Annotated in this window: 15 protein-coding genes and 3 tRNA genes; 15 read left to right on the top strand and 3 right to left on the bottom strand. The window is 61.2% G+C overall.

What is annotated here, in order from left to right; translation table 11 throughout:
• Positions 1 to 27: 27 nt before the first annotated feature.
• The 3 genes from I6L39_RS19390 to I6L39_RS19380 form a co-directional block, all read right to left on the bottom strand.
• The gene (locus I6L39_RS19390) at positions 28 to 1,536 is read right to left on the bottom strand and encodes a helicase HerA-like domain-containing protein (protein ID WP_216990565.1); all 1,509 of its coding nucleotides are present in this window, start codon (positions 1,534 to 1,536) and stop codon (positions 28 to 30) included.
• A 116-nt stretch (positions 1,537 to 1,652) separates the two neighbouring features.
• Positions 1,653 to 2,147 (bottom strand): DUF2062 domain-containing protein, encoded by a 495-nt coding sequence (locus I6L39_RS19385; protein ID WP_216990564.1) that lies wholly within the window; start codon positions 2,145 to 2,147, stop codon positions 1,653 to 1,655.
• Positions 2,141 to 2,659, bottom strand: a complete 519-nt coding sequence (locus I6L39_RS19380; protein WP_209792941.1) for a DUF2062 domain-containing protein — start codon at positions 2,657 to 2,659, stop codon at positions 2,141 to 2,143. Before I6L39_RS19380 ends, I6L39_RS19385 begins: the two co-directional genes overlap by 7 nt.
• 28 nt (positions 2,660 to 2,687) lie before the next feature.
• Here I6L39_RS19380 and I6L39_RS19375 point away from each other — a divergent pair, with 28 nt between their 5' ends.
• The 15 genes from I6L39_RS19375 (at position 2,688) to I6L39_RS19305 (ending at position 18,288) form a co-directional block, all read left to right on the top strand.
• Positions 2,688 to 4,916, top strand: coding sequence for a DNA internalization-related competence protein ComEC/Rec2 (locus tag I6L39_RS19375; protein WP_216990563.1), 2,229 nt, complete (start codon positions 2,688 to 2,690; stop codon positions 4,914 to 4,916).
• A gap of 133 nt (positions 4,917 to 5,049) precedes the next feature.
• Complete coding sequence (gene msbA, locus I6L39_RS19370; protein ID WP_216990562.1) at positions 5,050 to 6,831, top strand: lipid A ABC transporter ATP-binding protein/permease MsbA; 1,782 nt, start codon at positions 5,050 to 5,052, stop codon at positions 6,829 to 6,831.
• Complete coding sequence (gene lpxK / locus I6L39_RS19365; RefSeq protein WP_216990561.1) at positions 6,831 to 7,832, top strand: tetraacyldisaccharide 4'-kinase; 1,002 nt, start codon at positions 6,831 to 6,833, stop codon at positions 7,830 to 7,832. The genes msbA and lpxK overlap by 1 nt, the downstream gene beginning before the upstream one ends.
• Positions 7,833 to 7,951: 119 nt before the next feature.
• Complete coding sequence (locus tag I6L39_RS19360; RefSeq protein ID WP_042078837.1) at positions 7,952 to 8,146, top strand: Trm112 family protein; 195 nt, start codon at positions 7,952 to 7,954, stop codon at positions 8,144 to 8,146.
• On the top strand, positions 8,143 to 8,904 hold the full coding sequence (gene kdsB, locus I6L39_RS19355; protein ID WP_216990560.1) for a 3-deoxy-manno-octulosonate cytidylyltransferase: 762 nt from the start codon (positions 8,143 to 8,145) through the stop codon (positions 8,902 to 8,904). Before I6L39_RS19360 ends, kdsB begins: the two co-directional genes overlap by 4 nt.
• Positions 8,905 to 9,114: 210 nt before the next feature.
• Positions 9,115 to 9,759, top strand: coding sequence for a UvrY/SirA/GacA family response regulator transcription factor (uvrY, locus tag I6L39_RS19350; RefSeq protein ID WP_010675231.1), 645 nt, complete (start codon positions 9,115 to 9,117; stop codon positions 9,757 to 9,759).
• Positions 9,760 to 9,886: 127 nt separating this feature from the next.
• The gene (uvrC, locus tag I6L39_RS19345) at positions 9,887 to 11,740 is read left to right on the top strand and encodes an excinuclease ABC subunit UvrC (RefSeq protein WP_216990559.1); all 1,854 of its coding nucleotides are present in this window, start codon (positions 9,887 to 9,889) and stop codon (positions 11,738 to 11,740) included.
• Positions 11,741 to 12,098: 358 nt separating this feature from the next.
• Positions 12,099 to 12,653 (top strand): CDP-diacylglycerol--glycerol-3-phosphate 3-phosphatidyltransferase, encoded by a 555-nt coding sequence (pgsA, locus tag I6L39_RS19340; protein ID WP_042078839.1) that lies wholly within the window; start codon positions 12,099 to 12,101, stop codon positions 12,651 to 12,653.
• A 180-nt stretch (positions 12,654 to 12,833) separates the two neighbouring features.
• A tRNA-Gly gene (locus I6L39_RS19335) sits at positions 12,834 to 12,909 on the top strand.
• A 34-nt stretch (positions 12,910 to 12,943) separates the two neighbouring features.
• A tRNA-Cys gene (locus I6L39_RS19330) sits at positions 12,944 to 13,017 on the top strand.
• A gap of 41 nt (positions 13,018 to 13,058) precedes the next feature.
• Positions 13,059 to 13,145: transfer RNA gene (locus I6L39_RS19325), tRNA-Leu, on the top strand.
• A 350-nt stretch (positions 13,146 to 13,495) separates the two neighbouring features.
• Complete coding sequence (locus tag I6L39_RS19320) at positions 13,496 to 14,575, top strand: site-specific integrase (protein WP_216990558.1); 1,080 nt, start codon at positions 13,496 to 13,498, stop codon at positions 14,573 to 14,575.
• 60 nt (positions 14,576 to 14,635) lie between these two features.
• A protein-coding gene (locus I6L39_RS19315; RefSeq protein ID WP_216990557.1) for an IS3 family transposase occupies positions 14,636 to 15,789 on the top strand; the annotation gives its coding sequence in 2 pieces (ribosomal slippage) (positions 14,636 to 14,873 and positions 14,873 to 15,789; 1,155 coding nt in all).
• 257 nt (positions 15,790 to 16,046) lie between these two features.
• Positions 16,047 to 16,601: a hypothetical protein gene (locus tag I6L39_RS19310; RefSeq protein WP_102948592.1), complete on the top strand. Its 555-nt coding sequence runs from the start codon at positions 16,047 to 16,049 to the stop codon at positions 16,599 to 16,601.
• A 16-nt stretch (positions 16,602 to 16,617) separates the two neighbouring features.
• Positions 16,618 to 18,288: a hypothetical protein gene (locus I6L39_RS19305; protein WP_216990556.1), complete on the top strand. Its 1,671-nt coding sequence runs from the start codon at positions 16,618 to 16,620 to the stop codon at positions 18,286 to 18,288.
• The last annotated feature ends 2 nt before the right edge of the window (positions 18,289 to 18,290 follow it).

Raw genomic sequence — 18,290 nt, 5'->3', positions numbered from 1 at the left:
GGCTTTTTCGTTCCTGCGGTTTTTACCTCAGCGGCGACGCTTGCCGCCCCCCAGCAGGGAGCCGAGCACCCCCCGTACCAGCTGCCGCCCCACCTCGTTGCCCAGGGTGCGGGCCACGCTCTTGGCGGCGGTCTGCACCACGCCGTCGTGCTGGCCACCGCGCGGGCCGGTGCGACCGAACAGGATGCCGTTGAGGGCATCGAGCAGACCGCCTTCCCCGTTGGATGGCTGCTCGCTGCCTTGCTCGCTTGTGGGGGTCACCTTGCCCCCATTGAGCCGCTCGAAGGCGGACTCCCTATCTTCCGGCGTCTCGTAGCGGCCGTAGAGCAATGAGCCCTGGATCAGGGCTTGCCGTTCGGGGTCGCTCAGGGGACCGATGCGGCTGGCCGGAGGGGCGATGAAGGCGCGCTCCACCACGCCGGGGCGCCCCTTCTCGTCGAGCAGGGAGACCAGGGCTTCCCCGACCCCCAGCTCGGTGATGACGCCGGCGGCATCGAAGGCCGGGTTGGCGCGCAGGGTGTTGGCGGCGATGCGCACCGCCTTCTGATCGCTCGGGGTAAAGGCGCGCAGGGCGTGCTGGATCCGGTTGCCGAGCTGCCCCAGCACGCTGTCGGGAATGTCGGCCGGGCTCTGGGTCACGAAGTAGACACCCACCCCTTTCGAGCGGATGAGCCGCACCACCAGCTCTATCTTCTCCAGCAGCGCCTTGGGGGCGTCGTTGAACAGGAGGTGCGCCTCGTCGAAGAAGAAGACCAGCACGGGTTTCTCCGGATCCCCCACCTCGGGCAACTGTTCGAACAGCTCGGAGAGCAGCCAGAGCAGGAAGCAGGCATAGAGCCGGCTGGACTGGGTCAGCTTGTTCGCGGCCAGCGCGTTGATATGGCCGTGACCGGCCTCGTCGGTCTGCAGCAGGTCCTGAATGTCCAGCATGGGCTCGCCGAAGAAGTGATCGCCCCCCGCGCTCTCCAGGGTGAGCAGGTTGCGCAGGATGGCGCCGATGGAGGCGGTGGACACGTTGCCGTAGCGGGTGGTGAGGGTCTTGGCGTTGTCCCCCGCGAACTGCACCATGGCGCGCAGGTCTTTCAGATCGAGCAGCAGCAACCCCTCGTCGTCCGCCACCTTGAACACCAGCTCCAGCACGCCGCTCTGGGTGTCGTTGAGGCCGAGCAGGCGGGCGAGCAGCAGGGGCCCCATGTCGGAGACGGTGGCCCGCACCGGATGACCTTGCAGGGCAAAGAGATCCCAGAACAGGGTGGGGCTGGCGGCAAAGGCGGGGGCGGGGATGCCGAGCTGGGCCAGGCGGGCGTCCAGCTTGGGGGATGGCATGCCGGCGGCGCCCAGGCCGCTCAGATCCCCTTTCACGTCCGCCAGAAAGACGGGAACCCCGAGGCGGGAAAAGCCCTCCGCCAGCACCTGCAGGGTGACCGTCTTGCCGGTTCCGGTGGCGCCCGTGATGAGGCCGTGGCGATTGGCCATGGCGGGCAGCAGAGAGAGGGGGTGGCCATTGGCATGGGCCAGCGTGAGCGGTTCGGCCATGGGGGGCTCCTTGTCTCGCATGAGGGACGAAAAACAACGGGTTACAAGGAGTGTGGTGGCAGAGCCAAATGATGGCAAGCCGCGCCCGGTGGACGCGGCGTGACGGTGGGGGATCCTCAGGAGGCGCGGATCCGTCTGCCCAGTTGCAGTGTCAGCAGGGTGAGCAGGGCGCCTGTGGTGGCGGTCAATATCGCCAGCAGCAGGCTGCCCAGCAGGAAGGGGGGCACCAGGGTGGCGGCCTCGTGCTCCAGCCAGTGCAGGGACCAGATGAGGTGAAAGGGCTCCGGCGTCTCATGCAGCACCAGGCAGCCGGTGCGATAGGCATAGAGGTACATGAAGGGGAGCGTCAGCGGGTTGTTGAACCAGACCGCCAGCAGGGCCAGCGGCAGGTTGAAGCCAAACGCCAGCGCCAGGGCGACGGCCACCAGGGAGTGCATGGGCACCGGGATCCAGCTGGCGAAAAGCCCGACCGCCACGGCGCCGCAGAGGGCCCGGGGGGTGCTCTGCCAGAGGTCGGGGGTCAGCAGGCGCTCCCCAAACAGGGCGAACCACTTCTGCCGGCGCAGGGTGTCCGGGTCCATCTTGAAGCGGGCAAACCAGCGGCTCAGCATGCGCGTACCACCTTGCGTCTGTGCCACTGACGAACGGTGCTGATGCGCCAGCAGGTGCGAATGAGGGTGTAGCCGATCAGCGAGCTCAACAGGGCGAGCACCAGGGAGCCCAGCAAGAGCGGCGGGGCCACCGTCTCGAACACAGACACCAGCCAGGCCCAGGTGAACTCGATCTCGATGTGCCGGGAGGGTTGCCCCAGCAACTGGCAGCCGGTCAGATAGGCGCCATAGAACATGGGCGGCATGGTGAAGGGGTTGGAGAGCCAGACCAGGGCCACGGAGAGGGGCAGGTTGACCCGGCAGGCGATGGCGCCGCCGGCCGCCAGCAGCATCTGGCAGGGGAGGGGGATCCAGGCCATGAAGAGGCCGACCGCACAGGCGCCGGCGGCGGAGCGCCGGTTGAGATGCCACAGGTTGGCATCGAGCAGCAGCCTGCCGAACAGCCGCAGGTGCTTGTGCTCCTTGAGCTTGTCCTGGTCGGGCAACCAGCGTTTTATGATTCGTTTGGGCATGTGTTAAACCTTGCTAGATACTTGCTCCATGGATCTGCGTCTGCTGTCGTTTGCCCTGGGGGCAAGCTCCTCACTGCTCTGGCCATGGCTGCCTTCATGGGAATGGGGGGGCCTGGCGCTGCTGCTCGCGCTCCCTCTCGCCGGTTGTCGCTGCTGGCGGCTGCTGTTTCTGCTGCTCGGCATCCTCTGGATGCAGGGAAATATGCACCACCGGCTGGCCTGGCTGGATCAGCTGGGCAAAAAAACGAGCCACATCATAACCGCACAAGTGCAAAGTACGGAGCCCTCTGGCGATAAAGATCAGGATAAATTCGTGCGCCTGCTGCTGCGCCTCGAGACCCTGGACGATCGCCCCCTTGCCCCGTCGCCCCTGGTGCGGGTCAATGCCTACCAGGCGCTGCCGCCGCTGCCCGCCGGCAGTCGCGTCACCCTGGCGACCTCCCTCAAGCCCGCCCATGGCCTGGCCAACGAGGCGGGGATGGACGGGCGGCGCCTGCTGCTCGGCAAGGGGATCACGGCCACCGGCAACCTGCGCCGGGTCATCGCCCTGGATGCCGTCCCCCCGGGCTTGCGCGAACGCTGGCTGGCAACGGCAAGCCGCGCCTGGGAGGGGCTGGCGCAGGCTCCCCTGCTGGCGGCGCTCACCTTTGGGGAGCAGGGGGGGATCACGGACGCCCAGTGGGAGCTCTTTCGCGGCAGCGGCCTGACCCACATCATCGCCATTTCCGGCCAGCATATCGCCCTGGTGGCGGTGCTCGGCTGGTGGCTTGGCCGGCTGTTCGGGCTGCGCGGGGCCATCGGCGTGTCGCTCCTGTTCGCGGCCACCTACAGCTGGCTGGCGGGGTTTGCGGTGGCCACCGAGCGGGCCCTCATCATGGTGCTGGTGTGGAGCCTGCTGCGCTGGTTGAAACGGGACTGGCCCAGCCACCGCATCTGGCTGTGGGCCTTCGTGGTATTGATCCTGTGGGACCCCTTCGCCCTCTACTCGGCGGGGTTCTGGCTCTCCTTTATGGCAGTGGCCCTGCTGTTGCTGGCGAGCCTGCTGCACGTGCGTCCCGGCCTGGTGCGGCTGCAACTCTTGCTGCTGCTCGGGTTGCTGCCATTGCAGCTGCTGCTGTTCGAGGGGATGGCGCCCCTGGCGCTCCTGCTCAACCTGCTGGCGTTGCCGCTGTTCTGCCTCGGCATCATTCCGCTGGCGCTCATCGGCGTGCTGGTGGCCCCGATCGCCAGCCCCCTGGCCCATGGCCTGTTCTGGCTGTCCGATCTGGGGCTGGAGTGGGTGCTCCGGGGGCTGGGATGGCTGGCTGACCACCTGCAGCTCTGGTGGCCTGTCCCCGGCTGGCTGATGCCTGCCAGCGTCCTGCTGATCCTGCTGTGGGGGGCCTGGCATCTGCCGGGAGGCCGCTTCCTGCTGCTCCCTGTGGTGGCGGCCCTGCTGCTGGCCGTCTGGCCCAGGCCCACCCCCTGGCAGGTGCGGGTGCTGGACGTGGGACAGGGGCTATCGGTGCTCGTCACCCGGGGGGAGCGAGCCATCCTGTTCGATACGGGGGATCGCTACCCCGGGGGCTACAACATGGCGGATGCGGCCATCCTGCCCCTGCTCAGCCGGCTTGGCGTCAGGGTGCTCGATACCCTGATCATCAGCCACAGGGACAGGGATCACGCGGGCAACCGGCAGGCGGTGCTGCAGAGCATGCCGGTGCGCCGCGAGCTCTCCTCCTTCCCGTTTGCGCCGAGCACCCAGGCCTGTCGTCGTGGCCAGCAGTGGCGCTGGCAGGGGCTGGATCTTAGGGTGCTCTGGCCCCCGGGGCCCGGGGCGGGGCGCAACAACGACAGCTGCGTCCTGCAGTTGAGTGACGGGCGCCATCGACTGTTGCTCAGCGGTGACATCGAACAGCAGGCGGAACGGCGCCTGCTGGCCCTGGAAAGCGAGGAGGGCGGGGGAGAGGGGCTGGCCAGCACCCTGCTGGTGAGCCCTCACCACGGCAGCCGCACCTCCTCGACCCCGGCTTTTGTCGCCGCCGTGCAGCCGGCCTTAGTGGTGCACAGCGCGGGCTTCATGAACCAGTGGGGCTTTCCCCGGCCCGAGGTGGTGGCGCGTTACCAGGGGGCGCGGCAGTGGGTGACCGGCGAGGATGGCGCCATCCTGATCGAGTCTGGGAAAGAGGGGCTCAGGATCCGGGCCGAGCGGGAGCAGGGTCCCTGGTACAGGCGCGGTGGAGCCTGGTGGCGACCCCAGGCATGGCGGGAGGAGTGAGCGGCCGGCAAGTCGCCCCTTGCCAGGAGGCCCCCCTTTGTGACCCGGGTTCGGCCCATCGCGCCGGCGGCGCTTGGTGAAGCTTCAAGGTTTGGCTAGAATAGCCCGTCATTTCCCTTATTAACGGCTATTCATGCAACAAGAAACCTCACAAGAGAGCTGGACCGTCTTCAAGCGCCTGCTCGGTTATGTCCGGGATCGCAAGCTGGGACTGGTTGGCGGCATCATCGGCATGCTGGGTTATGCGGCCGTGGATACCACCTTCGTCTATTCCATCAAGCCGCTCATCGATCAGGGGCTCAACGGCAACGACAGCAGCGTGCTGAAGTGGATGCCCTTCTTCGTGCTCGGCATCGTGGCCCTGCGCGGCTGCGCCGCCTTCCTCTCCAACTACTGCATGGCCTGGGTCGGCAACCACGTGGTGATGCGCCTGCAGCAGCAGGTGTTCAGCCACCTGATGGCGATGCCCATGAGCTTCTTCGATCGTCAGAACACCGGCAACCTGCTCTCCAAGGTGACCTATGACGCCGGCCAGGTGTCGTCTGCCGCCAGCTCCACCCTGGTCTCCCTGGTGCGGGAAGGGGCCACCGTCATCGGCCTGCTCGGCCTGATGTTCTGGCACTCCTGGCAGTTGTCGGTGATCTTCCTGGTGGTGGGTCCCCTGGTCGGGATCCTCATCAGCATCATCAGCCGACGTTTTCGCAAGATCAGCCGCCACATCCAGCAGGCGGTGGGTGACATCACTACCTCCACCGAGCAGATGCTCAAGGGGCACAAGGAGGTGCTGATGTTCGGTGGCCAGGAGGTGGAGGACAAGCGCTTCTACCAGGTGAGCAACCGGATGCGCCAGCAGACCATGAAGATGGTCGCCGCCGACGCCATCGGCAGTCCCATCGTCCAGATGGTGGCCTCCATCGCCCTGGCGGTCTTCCTCTATGTGGCCACCATCGACAGCGTCAAGGCGACCCTGACCGCGGGCACCTTCACCGTCATGGTCACCTCCATGATGATGCTGCTCAAGCCGCTCAAAAGCCTGACCGACGTGAACAACCAGTTCCAGCGCGGCATCACCGCCTGCCAGAGCCTGTTCGGCCTGCTGGACTCCACCCCGGAGCAGGACACCGGCACCCGCACCCTGGATCGTGCCCGCGGCGAAATTGAATTCCGCAATGTCACCTTCACCTACCCGACCAAGGACACCCCGGCGCTGCACAACATCAGCTTCAAGGTGGAGGCGGGCAGGTCCGTGGCCCTGGTGGGCCGTTCCGGCTCCGGCAAGAGCACCATCGCGAGCCTATTGACCCGCTTCTATGACATCGAAGAGGGGGAGATCCTGCTGGATGGCGTCAACATCCGCGAATACCGCTTGAGCGAGCTGCGCAAGCAGTACGCCCTGGTCTCCCAGCACGTGCATCTGTTCAACGACTCCGTGGCCAACAACATCGCCTACGCGGCGGAAGAGCGCTACAGCCTGGAGGAGATCCAGCAGGCGGCCCGCATCGCCCATGCGGACGACTTCGTGCGTAAGATGCCGGACGGCTATGACACCGTCATCGGCGAGAACGGCGCCTCCCTCTCCGGTGGTCAGCGCCAGCGCATCGCCATCGCCCGCGCCCTGCTGCGCGACTCCCCGGTGCTGCTGCTGGACGAGGCCACCTCGGCCCTGGACACCGAGTCCGAGCGCCACATCCAGGCGGCCATCGACGAGCTGTGCAAGGCGCGCACTTCGCTGGTGATCGCGCACCGCCTCTCCACTATCGAGAAGGCGGACGAGATCCTGGTGATCGACGAGGGCCATATCGTCGAGCGTGGCAACCACCAGGCACTGATGGCCCGGCAGGGCACCTATGCCCAGCTGCGCGCCATCCAGTTCGGCCATGCGGCGGCCGGCGCTGCCGTGGATAACCAGGCCTGATGCTGGCGCGGCTCTGGTACGGAAACAGCGGCTGGCGCTGGTGGCTGGCCCCCTTCGCCCTGCTGTTTGCCCTGGTCAGCGGCATCCGCCGTCTGGGGTATCGCCGGGGCTGGCTCGCGAGCTATCGCGCCAGCCTGCCGGTCATCGTGGTGGGCAACCTGTCGGTGGGGGGCAACGGCAAGACCCCGGTGGTGGTCTGGCTGGTGGAGCAACTGCAGGCCCGCGGCTGGCGCCCCGGCGTGGTGAGCCGCGGCTATGGCGGCAAGGCCCCCCATTATCCCTATCGGCTCGATGAGACCAGCACCCCGGCCGAGGCGGGGGATGAGCCTGTGCTCATCGCCAGACGCTGCGGCTGCCCCGTGGCGGTGGCCCCCAAACGGGCCGACGCGGTGCGCCTGCTGGAGCATAGCGGCGAGGTGGACATCATAGTCACCGACGACGGCCTGCAGCACTATGCCCTGGCCCGCGACATCGAGCTGGTGGTGGTGGACGGGATGCGCCGCTTCGGCAATGGCTGCCTGCTGCCCATGGGGCCCCTGCGCGAGCCGATCACCCGCTTGAAGCGGGTGGATGCCATCCTCTGCAACGGCGGCGAGCCCGCGCCGGGCGAGTACGCCATGGGCCTGATCCCGGGCACCCCTCGCCGGGTGTGCGACGACGCGCCGCTCGAGGCACCCCTCTCGGGGCCTGTGGACGCCCTGGCGGGCATCGGCCATCCCCCCCGCTTCTTCGCCACTCTGACGTCTCTCGGCTACGAGCTGGAGCAGAGCGTCGGCTACGGGGATCACCAGGCGTTCGACGCCGCCGAACTGCTCGCCCGCTTCGGCCAGCGCCCCTTGCTGATGACGGAGAAGGATGCGGTCAAGTGCCGCCCCTTCGCGCCGGCGCACTGGTGGTACCTGCCGGTCAGCGCCGAGCTGCCCGATGCCCTGGGGGAGGCGCTGCTGCGTACCCTGCAGGGGGCGGGTGTGTCGGCCCCGGCCGGCAACCGGAAAACATAGAGAGGGCGCACGGCCTGACCCCGCGCCCACGCAACGGAACGGGCCCGGCAGCGGGCCCGGCACAGCATATCAATGGCCAGGCATCATCGCCTGTCCGACATCGTTAAAGGAGTTTGGTTGTGGCACTGGATATTAAACTGCTCGACATCATCGCCTGCCCGGTCTGCAAGGGTAAGCTGCACTATCAGGCTCACGCGGGTTCCCAGGAGCTCATCTGCCGCTTCGACAGGCTGGCCTATCCGCTGGAAGAGGGGATCCCGGTGCTGCTGGAGAACCGGGCCCGCCACCTGCCGCTGGAAGAGCTGAAGCCATGAGTTTCGTCGTCGTCATTCCGGCCCGTTATGCCTCCACCCGGCTGCCGGGCAAGCCGCTGGCCGACATCCACGGCAAGCCCATGGTGCAGCACGTGGTGGAGAAGGCCCTGCAATCGGGCGCCGATCGGGTGATAGTCGCCACCGATGACGAGCGGGTGCAGCAGGCCCTGGCCCCCTTTGCCGCCGCTGCCGGGGTCGAGGTGTGCATGACCTCACCGGATCACCAGTCCGGCACCGAGCGTCTGGCCGAGGTGTGCCGTCACTACGGCTTTGCCGCCGACACTATCGTGGTCAACGTGCAGGGGGATGAGCCCCTCATTCCCCCCGCCATCATCCGCCAGGTGGCGGACAACCTGGCCGCCGCCACGGCGCCCATCGCGACCCTGTCGGTGCCGATCCACGATGCCGAAGAGGTGTTCAACCCCAATGCCGTCAAGGTGGTGACCGACAGGGAGGGGTATGCCCTCTACTTCAGTCGCGCCCCCATTCCCTGGGATCGGGATCGCTTTGCGGGGAGCCACGAGCAGATTGGCGCGCACTACCAGCGCCACATCGGCATCTACGCCTATCGCGCCGGCTTCATCCAGCGTTACGTGGACTGGGCGCCCAGCGCGCTCGAGCAGGTCGAGGCGCTGGAGCAGCTGCGGGTGCTCTGGTACGGGGAGAAGATCCACGTGGCCCAGGCGCTCGAGGCCCCGCCGGTCGGGGTGGATACCCAGGCCGATCTGGACAAGGTGCGCGCGCTGCTGGCCGGATGAGGCCGGCTGAACGGGTTTGATGCATTACGGCGCCTCAAGGCGCCGTTTTTCTGTTGATTCTTTATATAGTAATTTGATTTAAAACGGATTTTACGAGCAGTTTCAAACTTTTCCCGGCCATGGTTTGCCAAATCGGCGAGTTTGGTTATGATGCAAGACGCCGTGTTAACCCTAACTGGCATATAACGAGATAAAAAACGGGGTGTTTGGGTGATTAATGTATTCCTGGTCGATGATCATGAGTTGGTGCGTACAGGGATAAGACGCATTTTGGAAGACGTCCGCGGGATCAAGGTGGTGGGCGAGGCGCAGAGCGGGGAGACCGCGGTGGCCTTCTGTCGGCAACATCACCCCGACGTGATCCTGATGGACATGAACATGCCGGGCATCGGCGGTCTGGAAGCGACCCGCAAGATCCTGCGGATCCGCCCCGATGTGCGCATCATAGTGCTGACCATTCATTCAGAAAATCCGTTCCCCACCAAGGTGATGCAGGCGGGCGCCGCCGGGTATCTCACCAAGGGGGCCGCGCCGGACGAGATGATCCACGCCATTCGCCTGGTGCACTCCGGGCAGCGTTACATTTCCCCGGAGATCGCCCAGCAGATGGCCCTGAGCCAGTTTGCCTCCGCCGACGAGAACCCCTTCAAGTCCCTCTCCGAGCGGGAGCTGCAGATCATGATGATGATCACCAAGGGGCAGAAGGTGACCGACATCTCCGAGCAGCTCAACCTGAGCCCGAAGACGGTCAACAGCTACCGCTACCGCCTGTTCAGCAAGCTGGGGATCAACGGCGATGTGGAGCTGACCCATCTGGCCATTCGCTATGGCATGCTGGATGCCGACACCCTGTAAGGGGGCGTGTGGACACCAAAGGCGGCCTGTGCCGCCTTTTGCTTTTTCAGCCCCTTTTGCTTTTCAGTCTGCGGGCGCAGTATGCTTCCCCCGTCTTTTTGCATTCATCCGTTGAGTCGAGTTGCCCATGACCCCCTCTCCCGAGCCCCTGTTTGACAGCAAGGCATTTCTGAGCGCCGTCACCCACCAGAGCGGCGTCTACCGCATGTACGACAGCGGCGGCACTGTCATCTACGTGGGCAAGGCCAAGGATCTGAAAAAACGGCTCGCCTCCTATTTTCGGGCCAACGTCGACAGCATCAAGACCCGCACCCTGGTGCGCCAGATCGCCGATGTGCAGGTAACGGTCACCCACACCGAAACCGAGGCGCTGATCCTCGAGCACAACCTCATCAAGCAGTACCAGCCTCGATACAACGTGCTGCTGCGGGACGACAAGTCCTACCCCTGGATCATCATCACCGACCATCAGCACCCGCGTATCGGTGTCCATCGCGGTGCCCGCAAGGTGAAGGGGGAGTATTTCGGTCCGTATCCTTCCGGCGGTGCGGTGCGCGAGAGCCTGCACCTGATGCAGAAGATCTTCCCGGTGCGCCAGTGCGAGGACGCCGTCTATGCCAACCGCACCCGCCCCTGCCTGCTCTACCAGCTCAAGCGCTGCGCCGGCCCCTGCGTGGCGGGGCTGGTGAGCGAGGCCGAGTATGCCCAGCAGGTGGCACTGGCCAAGCTGTTCCTGGCGGGCAAGAACCAGCAGGTGATAGGGGAACTGGTGGGCAAGATGGAGTCCGCCAGCGGCGATCTGCGCTTCGAGGAGGCGGCCCGCTATCGGGATCAGATCCAGGCCCTGCGTCGGGTCACCGAGCAGCAGTCGGTGAGCGGCAACGTGCTGGACGAGCTGGACGTGGTGGGGGTCGCCTTCGAGCAGGGGACCGCCTGCATCCACGTGCTCTTCATTCGCCAGGGCAAGGTGCTGGGCTCGCGCAGCTACTTCCCCAAGGTGCCGGCCGACACGCCGCTGGAGGAGGTGGTGCAATCCTTCCTGCTGCAGTTCTACCTGTCGGGGCAGGGGGGGCGGCAGATCCCGAGCGAGGTGCTGCTGGACGTGGCGCTGGAGGATGAGAGCGTCATCGCCGACACCCTGAGCCAGACCGCCGGCTACAGGGTGCGGGTGGTGAGCCGGACGCGCAGCGAACGGGCGCGTTTCATCAAGCTCGCCGCCATCAACGCCCAGACCGCGCTGCGCTCGCGCCTCGCCCACAAGAGCACCATCACCGCCCGTTACGATCAGCTGGAGGAACTGCTGGAGCTGGAGCGTCCCATCGCCCGCATGGAGTGCTTCGACATCTCCCACACCATGGGGGAGCGCACCGTGGCCTCCTGCGTGGTGTTCAACCGGGAGGGGCCGCTCTCCTCGGAATACCGCCGCTTCAATATCGACGGCATCACAGGCGGCGATGACTACGCCGCCATGGAGCAGGCGCTGGAGCGCCGCTTTGGCAAGCAGCAGGAGCCGGACAAGGTGCCGGATGTGCTCTTCATCGACGGCGGTCTCGGCCAGTTGCGCCGCGCGGAGGAGATACTGGCGCACCAGCTGGAGTTTCTCGGCGGCAAGTATCCGCTCCTGGTGGGCATCGCCAAGGGGGTGACCCGCAAGGCGGGGCTGGAGACCCTGATCCTGGGGGACAGTCACGAGGAGCTGCACCTGCCGGCGGACATGCCCGCCCTGCACCTCATCCAGCACATTCGCGATGAATCCCACCGCTTCGCCATCACCGGCCACCGCGCCCGCCGTGCCAAGGCGCGCACCACCAGTACCCTGGAAGACATTCCCGGGGTGGGACCGAAACGGAGGCAGGCGCTGCTCAAATACCTGGGCGGTCTGCAGGAGGTGAAAAAAGCCGGGGTGGACGAGCTTGCCAAGGTGCCCGGCATCAGCCAGGAGTTGGCCCAGTCCATCCACGACGCCCTGCACTCGCTCTAGCTGTGATCTCGCTGTCGGTTGTTCACTCGGGGCATTCCCGGAGAGTGGGAGGCGCCCAACCAAGCATCCGAGGTGCCCGAGTGAACGACCATAGAGTGCGGTTTCGCCCAGGTTTGGATAGATAGCCGCCATGCCGGCGCGGGATGAGCCTGGCGATTCACGATCCGTCCCTCGTTTTGGTGCTCAGGCCTCGCACCAGACGCACAAGAGCCGTGACGCAGGGGGGCCGCAAATGCCATAATGGCCCGCATCCTGAGGTTATTGATGGATTAATAGACCAAGGCGGGCACCTGTCCGGTTGCATCGGCGATCGGCTTGGGGCTACCATGTAGCGGCATACAAGAAGTGGCTGAAAATAATGACAAATATTCCTAACCTGCTGACGTTCTTTCGGATTTTGCTCATCCCCGTCTTCGTCATCCTGTTCTACCTTCCCTACCAGTGGTCCTACATGGCGGCCGCCATCGTCTTCATCCTGGCGGCCGCGACCGACTGGTTTGACGGCTATCTCGCCCGCAAGCTGAACCAGTCCACCGCCTTCGGCGCCTTCCTCGATCCGGTCGCCGACAAGATCATGGTGGCCGCGGCCCTGGTGGTCATCGTCGAGCATTACAACACCGTCTGGGTCACCATCCCCGCCATGACCATGATCGGCCGCGAGATCATCATCTCCGCCCTGCGCGAATGGATGGCCGAGCTTGGCAAGCGCTCCTCGGTGGCGGTCAGCTGGATTGGCAAGTGGAAGACCATGATCCAGATGGTGTCGCTCACCGGCCTCATCTGGCAATACGACATCTGGATGGTGTGGCTCGCCTATGTGCTGCTCTATGTGGCCACCGTGCTTACCTTCTGGTCCATGTTCCAGTACATGAAGGCGGCCTGGGGCGATCTGACCTACCACTCCCGCTTCTAGTCGCCGATGGGAAAATGATCGTTTCTTTGCCACTGGGGCCGAGAAACGGCCATGAGTGCTGAAAGTGCGGGACAAGGGTAAAAAACACCCGAACGATCAGCGTATTAAATGTTTTTGGTTGACTGGACGAGGAACATCGCTAGAATGCGTTCTCACAGTCAGGCAGTCAGCCGGACCGATGCGGGAATAGCTCAGTTGGTAGAGCACGACCTTGCCAAGGTCGGGGTCGCGAGTTCGAGTCTCGTTTCCCGCTCCAAATTCAGACAATCGAGAGTTTCTCTCTTTTGCATGGCGCGTTAGCAAAGCGGTTATGCAGCGGATTGCAAATCCGTTTAGTCCGGTTCGACTCCGGAACGTGCCTCCATATTGACAAGCCCGCCGCGCGGACTTGATACCGATTGCGGTGCCCGAGTGGTGAAATCGGTAGACACAAGGGATTTAAAATCCCTCGACGTTCGCGTCGTGCCGGTTCGATTCCGGCCTCGGGCACCATTAAAATTGAAGAAAAAAGCCTTACAGATTAAACAGATACGACGCTTCATTGCGTCGTTTTTGTTTCTGCTCCCCAGCGTTTTCCCTCTGTCAGTTTTCCTTTCTTGTCCATTTCTTGTCTAAGCGACTTACTACTTCCTGCAATTCGTTGCGAACAACCTGCTCAGTCTTCCAACATAGCCAAGGACGTTTGGTAGGCTACTGCTCCGGACTTTTCCGGGGTCTGTTTCTGGTGCTGAAGCAAGTGCCGCTCACCGTTACCCCTTCGTCTTCACCCCTCCCAAACCCGCATTGAATCCTCTTTGAAACAGATATTAATCCCATGATCTAACCCATCATCGGAGGTATCTATGCAGACCAAATTTCGCTTTACCAATGCAGCCATCAAGGCTTTGCCCGCACAACAACGAGAGGCTGGCGCTACTGAACTGGAGTTCTCCGATACAGAGGTCATCGGCTTAAAACTCTTGTCAGGAAAAAGCCAGGGCAGTAAGCGTTTCCTACTGCGCTATACCCTCCAGGGCAAGAAGCGCAGCATCGCTTTGGGACGATTCGGTGATATCGATGTGAGCCAAGCCAGGACCATTGCCCGCAAGTACAAGGCGATGCTGGCAGAAGGCATCGACCCGGTAGCAGAACGCGACAGCTACAAAACAGAGCCCACCCTGTCGGAGTTCTTCTGGCAGACCTTTTTGCCGCACCTCAAGACCATTGGTAAACGGTCGATCAGCAGCGACATTCAGCGGTTTAAACACAATATCGAACCACGCTTTGGTGCCATGCGTTACCGGCAACTCAAGGCGATGGATGTCCTGCAGTTGCAATCGGAGATGGTTCACCCCAACAACCCTCAGCAGACGGCCTACGCACCGAGTACCGCCAACCGTGTGCTGGCCCAGTTAAAGACCATGGGCAGCTATGCGGTGCGCTGGGGCATTCTGGACACTAATGAGGCGGCCAAGATCAAGCTGTTGAAGGAGGACAATGCCAGGACGCGTTTCCTATCGATTGAAGAGATGAAACGGGTCATTGAGGTGGCATTGCAGGACCGCAATCAAGCCGCAGGCAGTTTCATCGCGATGCTCTATCTGACGGGGGCAAGAAAATCAGAGGTGTTACTCGCTAAATGGGAGCATGTGAACTGGGAGGATAAGACGCTGTTCGTACCCCTGACCAAGAATGGCAAGAGCCGGATCATTTACCTGAGCACATTGGCTATCGATATTCTGGAGAAGCTCCCCAGAATAGCCGGTAATCCCTATGTGTTCGCGAGTCAGCACATTCGCTGTCAGGGCAAGCCCATCGGTGAACCAAGGTGCGCCTATGAGAGGGTGTTGCAGAAAGCCGGTATCGAAAACCTTGATGAGGTCTGCTTCCATACGGCTCGCCATTCTGTCGCCAGTGCCTTGGTCTCTTCCGGTCAATACTGAATCGCCCCTACTTTCCTAGACACCTCAAGAGCCTCAAACTGAGGTCAATCAGGAGGTGTTATGAGCAAGCAGCAACGTTACACAGAAGAATTCAAACTGGCAGCCGTCAAGCAGGTGACTGAGCGCAATTACCCAGTAGCAGAGGTCGCTGAACGACTTGGTATTTCCAGCCACAGTCTTTATGTCTGGATCAAACGCTACAGCCAACCCGAAGCGCAGCAACAGGATGACTCCAGCCAGCAAGCCGAAATTCGGCGCCTCAAGGCTGAACTGCGTCGCGTCACCGATGAGCGAGATATCTTAAAAAAGGCCGCCGCGTACTTTGCCAAGCTGTCAGGGTAAGGTACGCCTTCATCCGGGAGCACGCGTCCGCACATCCCATCCGCAGACTGTGTCGGATGATGAATGTCCACCCGAGCGGTTATTACGCCTGGCAGCACCAGCCTTTATCTGCCCGAGCCCTGGAAGACCAACGCCTTCTTGGCCAGATCAAGCAATGTTGGCTAGAAAGCGGGGGCATCTATGGTTATCGCAAGATCCGGGATGACCTGCGAGAGATGGGCGAGACCTGTGGGAAACACCGGGTGGCGCGATTAATGCGTCATGAAGGTTTACGTTCACAAACCGGTTATCGCCGCCGTCCCGGTCATTATGGTGGCCGGCCAACGGTGGTTGCACCGAACCATCTTGAACGCCAGTTCGATGTGACTGAGCCAAATAAGGTCTGGGTAACAGACATCACTTATATCCGAACCCATGAAGGTTGGCTCTATCTGGCCGCGGTATTGGATTTGTTCTCACGACAAGTCATTGGTTGGTCAATGGGGCCACGTATCGACCGAGAGCTGGCTATCAGCGCGTTACTGATGGCGGTGTGGCGACGGCGACCGGAGCAGGAAGTGCTGGTTCATTCCGACCAAGGGAGCCAGTTTAGCAGCTATGACTGGCAGGATTTTTTGCGGGATCATCGGCTTAAGGCCAGCATGAGCAGACGTGGCAATTGTCATGATAACGCGGTGGCGGAGAGTTTCTTCCAGCTCCTAAAACGCGAGCGGATCCGACGTAAAACCTATGCGGATCGCGAGGAAGCCCGGCAGGATGTGTTCGATTACATTGAAATGTTTTACAACCCCAAGCGCCGGCACAGTTTCAACAATGGGCTATCGCCAGTAGAGTGTGAAAAGCAATATTTCGAGCGGCTCGAAAGTGTCTAGAGAAGCCGGGGCGATTCATCTTGCCACTGAGGGAGATACCGAAAGAGGGTTGGATTGAATAGGAGCACACACCCACTTCGCTTGGTGCGAAGAATACGCCAGAATTCCTGTGATTGTGATCCCGCTACCTACTCATGTAATGTCAAATCCAGTAGGTTTATCGCATCAGCGCCTCGCAGTGGGGGAATAACAGCTAGCTATATTGTTATGGCAGACTATTCACCATTCATAATAATGGCAACAAGAGGGAGCGGCCAATGAGCTTTGGAAGAATAGCGGCAGGAGTCGGGGCGGTTGCGGCAATCTTAATGACGTATTTTGCAGGCAAAGAATCTGGCAAAAAAGAAGGTCATGCCGATGGCTATAAAAAGGGGGAGGAAAAAGGGAAAGAAAAGGGGAAAGCTCTATATGCTGCCAAACTTGCTCAGTTACATCAAAGCATCAAGGCGATGACTGAAGAAGCGAGCAAGCGTGATGATCTCATCATTTGCGCCTATGCAGTCGGCATTAGCTGTGCCCGCGCTAATGGGTCATTGCCAGTCTACAAGGTCGAAGCCTTGGAAGACTTGGTGTTCGGCATTGGCAAGGTGCAAACGCGATCCAAACACGTCCAAGATCAAGTCAGGGAAATGACACTAACCCCGCCAAACTTGAGAACGGTCTGGTCGCTCATCAGAGAAAAGGGCTTTGATAAGCCGCATCACAAGCGAATGTTCACCGAAATCGTTGACATCATGGCGAGTATTGAAGAAAACCCGACTAAAGCTGATGTTGAGTTTGTTGAGATCTGGAACAAGCTGGCAGCAGCGTAATGGGAGTCGGCGCGATATGACAACTAAAAATCAACATTTAGACCGTCTGGAAAAGATGCGTCAAGCCAGAGATGTACAGACCCCAAGAGCGCTTGCATCGCCTTCAACGATGGTGGAGTTTTTGGACACCCCGGTTGATCAGGCTTTCATTGAAGGTACTGATTCGGCAAAAGCCTTCAGTAACCAGCTTGAAGACACGGATGCCATAGCTACTCAAAGAGAGGCTCAGGCTCTTCTGGATAGCCTGAACACAGGCAGTGCCATCGAAAAAATATTGGAGCCTGTCTTCCTCAGCTTGTTCGACGGTGTTATGCGGGCTTTCAAGATGGGCACCAAGCAGGGGCTAACTGCCTCCCGCCTGTATCAGGAGTGCAGGGTGTTTACCTATGCGAATGCTGCAAACAGTAGCCCAATGGTAGATAGCTATACCGAAAACCTGAATGAGCGGGACAACATTGCGGAGTTCGGCAGTCATTCGAGCTTCAATGGCGGATCCATGACGCGCAAAGATGAAGAACTCTTGATGCGTGATGGTAAAAAGATGAAAGCCAAGAAGGAGGCTCATTTTAATGGCGATTATCGTGCCAAAGATGAGTACGACGGAAAGGACATTTTCCTGACAAAAGCTCAGGCCAATAGTGAGGGAAGAAGTGATCGTTATGCTGAAACGGATCACATCGTTTCTTGTGCTGAGATTTGCAACTCGCTAAAGAGCAATAAGGCGCTACATCTGGACGACATCAAAACCATCATCAACATTGATGAAAACTATGCCGTCACCAGCAAGCAAAACAACGCCGGCTCTAATATCGGCAAGTTCGACAAAACGCGGGATGAGTTGCAGGCTGAATTAGACCAAGGGTATGTCCAGTTCAAAAACAAAAAGCACAAACTTAGCGATGAAGAGAGGAAAACCCGGCAAAACCAAATCGAGGCGATGGATAAGGCACAACAAGCCATTGATACCAAAACCAATGTGACCGTAGCCAAAAACGTTCTCTTCGACAACGAAGTGCAGATCACGCTAGGGAAGGATGCGGCCAATGCATCCAGTCACTATGCGCTAGGCAACGTGATCATATTCGCGATAAAGCCTATCTACTATGAGCTGAGCGACTGTATCAAGAATGGTATCGAGGAGGGGGTTGGGGCCGACAGCTTTTCGGAAGCCCTTAAGATCCGCTTGGGGAGAATGAAAGACCACCTGTGGTCTCATGCACTTCCGTTGCTCAAGGATGCCGCGCTGGGCTTTTTTAAGAACTTCCTTTCGATGCTAATGGAAGGCATTCTTAATTGCTTTGTTGGTGTCTTCAAGCAAGTCATGCGACTGGTGAAGGAAGGGTTCAAGATATTGATGAGCGCTATTCCTATCTTGCGGGATGAGAAAACTACGTCGACACAGAAAGGCGATGCCCTGCTGAAGCTGTTCGCGGGCTCACTATCCATCTTTGCCTCTCTTGCCATTGAATCATGGCTAAGCAGTTCTGGCATGCCAGAGTGGCTTGCGATCATTGCTTCATCCATGTTGACTGCTGTCGTCACTTCTTTGGTCATGCACCTGCTGGATAAGATAGATTTGTTTGGTGTGAATCGCGAAATCCAATCGCGCCGGATTGATGAGTTGCTGCAAAGCGAAATCGATTCGACCACTGAAGGCATCTTCTCGACAATGGCGAAGCTGGCTTAATA

Source organism: Aeromonas sp. FDAARGOS 1409, assembly GCF_019048705.1.
Classification (GTDB): Bacteria; Pseudomonadota; Gammaproteobacteria; order Enterobacterales; family Aeromonadaceae; genus Aeromonas; species Aeromonas sanarellii.
This window is presented reverse-complemented; position numbering and strand designations above follow the sequence as displayed.

What these genes read in the sequence shown, in the direction of transcription:
- I6L39_RS19390 (WP_216990565.1), bottom strand. Translation starts at nt 1,536, where the DNA reads ATGGCCGAACCGCTCACGCTGGCCCATGCCAATGGCCACCCCCTCTCT.
- I6L39_RS19385 (WP_216990564.1), bottom strand. Translation starts at nt 2,147, where the DNA reads ATGCTGAGCCGCTGGTTTGCCCGCTTCAAGATGGACCCGGACACCCTG.
- I6L39_RS19380 (WP_209792941.1), bottom strand. Translation starts at nt 2,659, where the DNA reads ATGCCCAAACGAATCATAAAACGCTGGTTGCCCGACCAGGACAAGCTC.
- I6L39_RS19375 (WP_216990563.1), top strand. Translation starts at nt 2,688, where the DNA reads ATGGATCTGCGTCTGCTGTCGTTTGCCCTGGGGGCAAGCTCCTCACTG.
- msbA (WP_216990562.1), top strand. Translation starts at nt 5,050, where the DNA reads ATGCAACAAGAAACCTCACAAGAGAGCTGGACCGTCTTCAAGCGCCTG.
- lpxK (WP_216990561.1), top strand. Translation starts at nt 6,831, where the DNA reads ATGCTGGCGCGGCTCTGGTACGGAAACAGCGGCTGGCGCTGGTGGCTG.
- kdsB (WP_216990560.1), top strand. Translation starts at nt 8,143, where the DNA reads ATGAGTTTCGTCGTCGTCATTCCGGCCCGTTATGCCTCCACCCGGCTG.
- uvrC (WP_216990559.1), top strand. Translation starts at nt 9,887, where the DNA reads ATGACCCCCTCTCCCGAGCCCCTGTTTGACAGCAAGGCATTTCTGAGC.
- pgsA (WP_042078839.1), top strand. Translation starts at nt 12,099, where the DNA reads ATGACAAATATTCCTAACCTGCTGACGTTCTTTCGGATTTTGCTCATC.
- I6L39_RS19320 (WP_216990558.1), top strand. Translation starts at nt 13,496, where the DNA reads ATGCAGACCAAATTTCGCTTTACCAATGCAGCCATCAAGGCTTTGCCC.
- I6L39_RS19310 (WP_102948592.1), top strand. Translation starts at nt 16,047, where the DNA reads ATGAGCTTTGGAAGAATAGCGGCAGGAGTCGGGGCGGTTGCGGCAATC.
- I6L39_RS19305 (WP_216990556.1), top strand. Translation starts at nt 16,618, where the DNA reads ATGACAACTAAAAATCAACATTTAGACCGTCTGGAAAAGATGCGTCAA.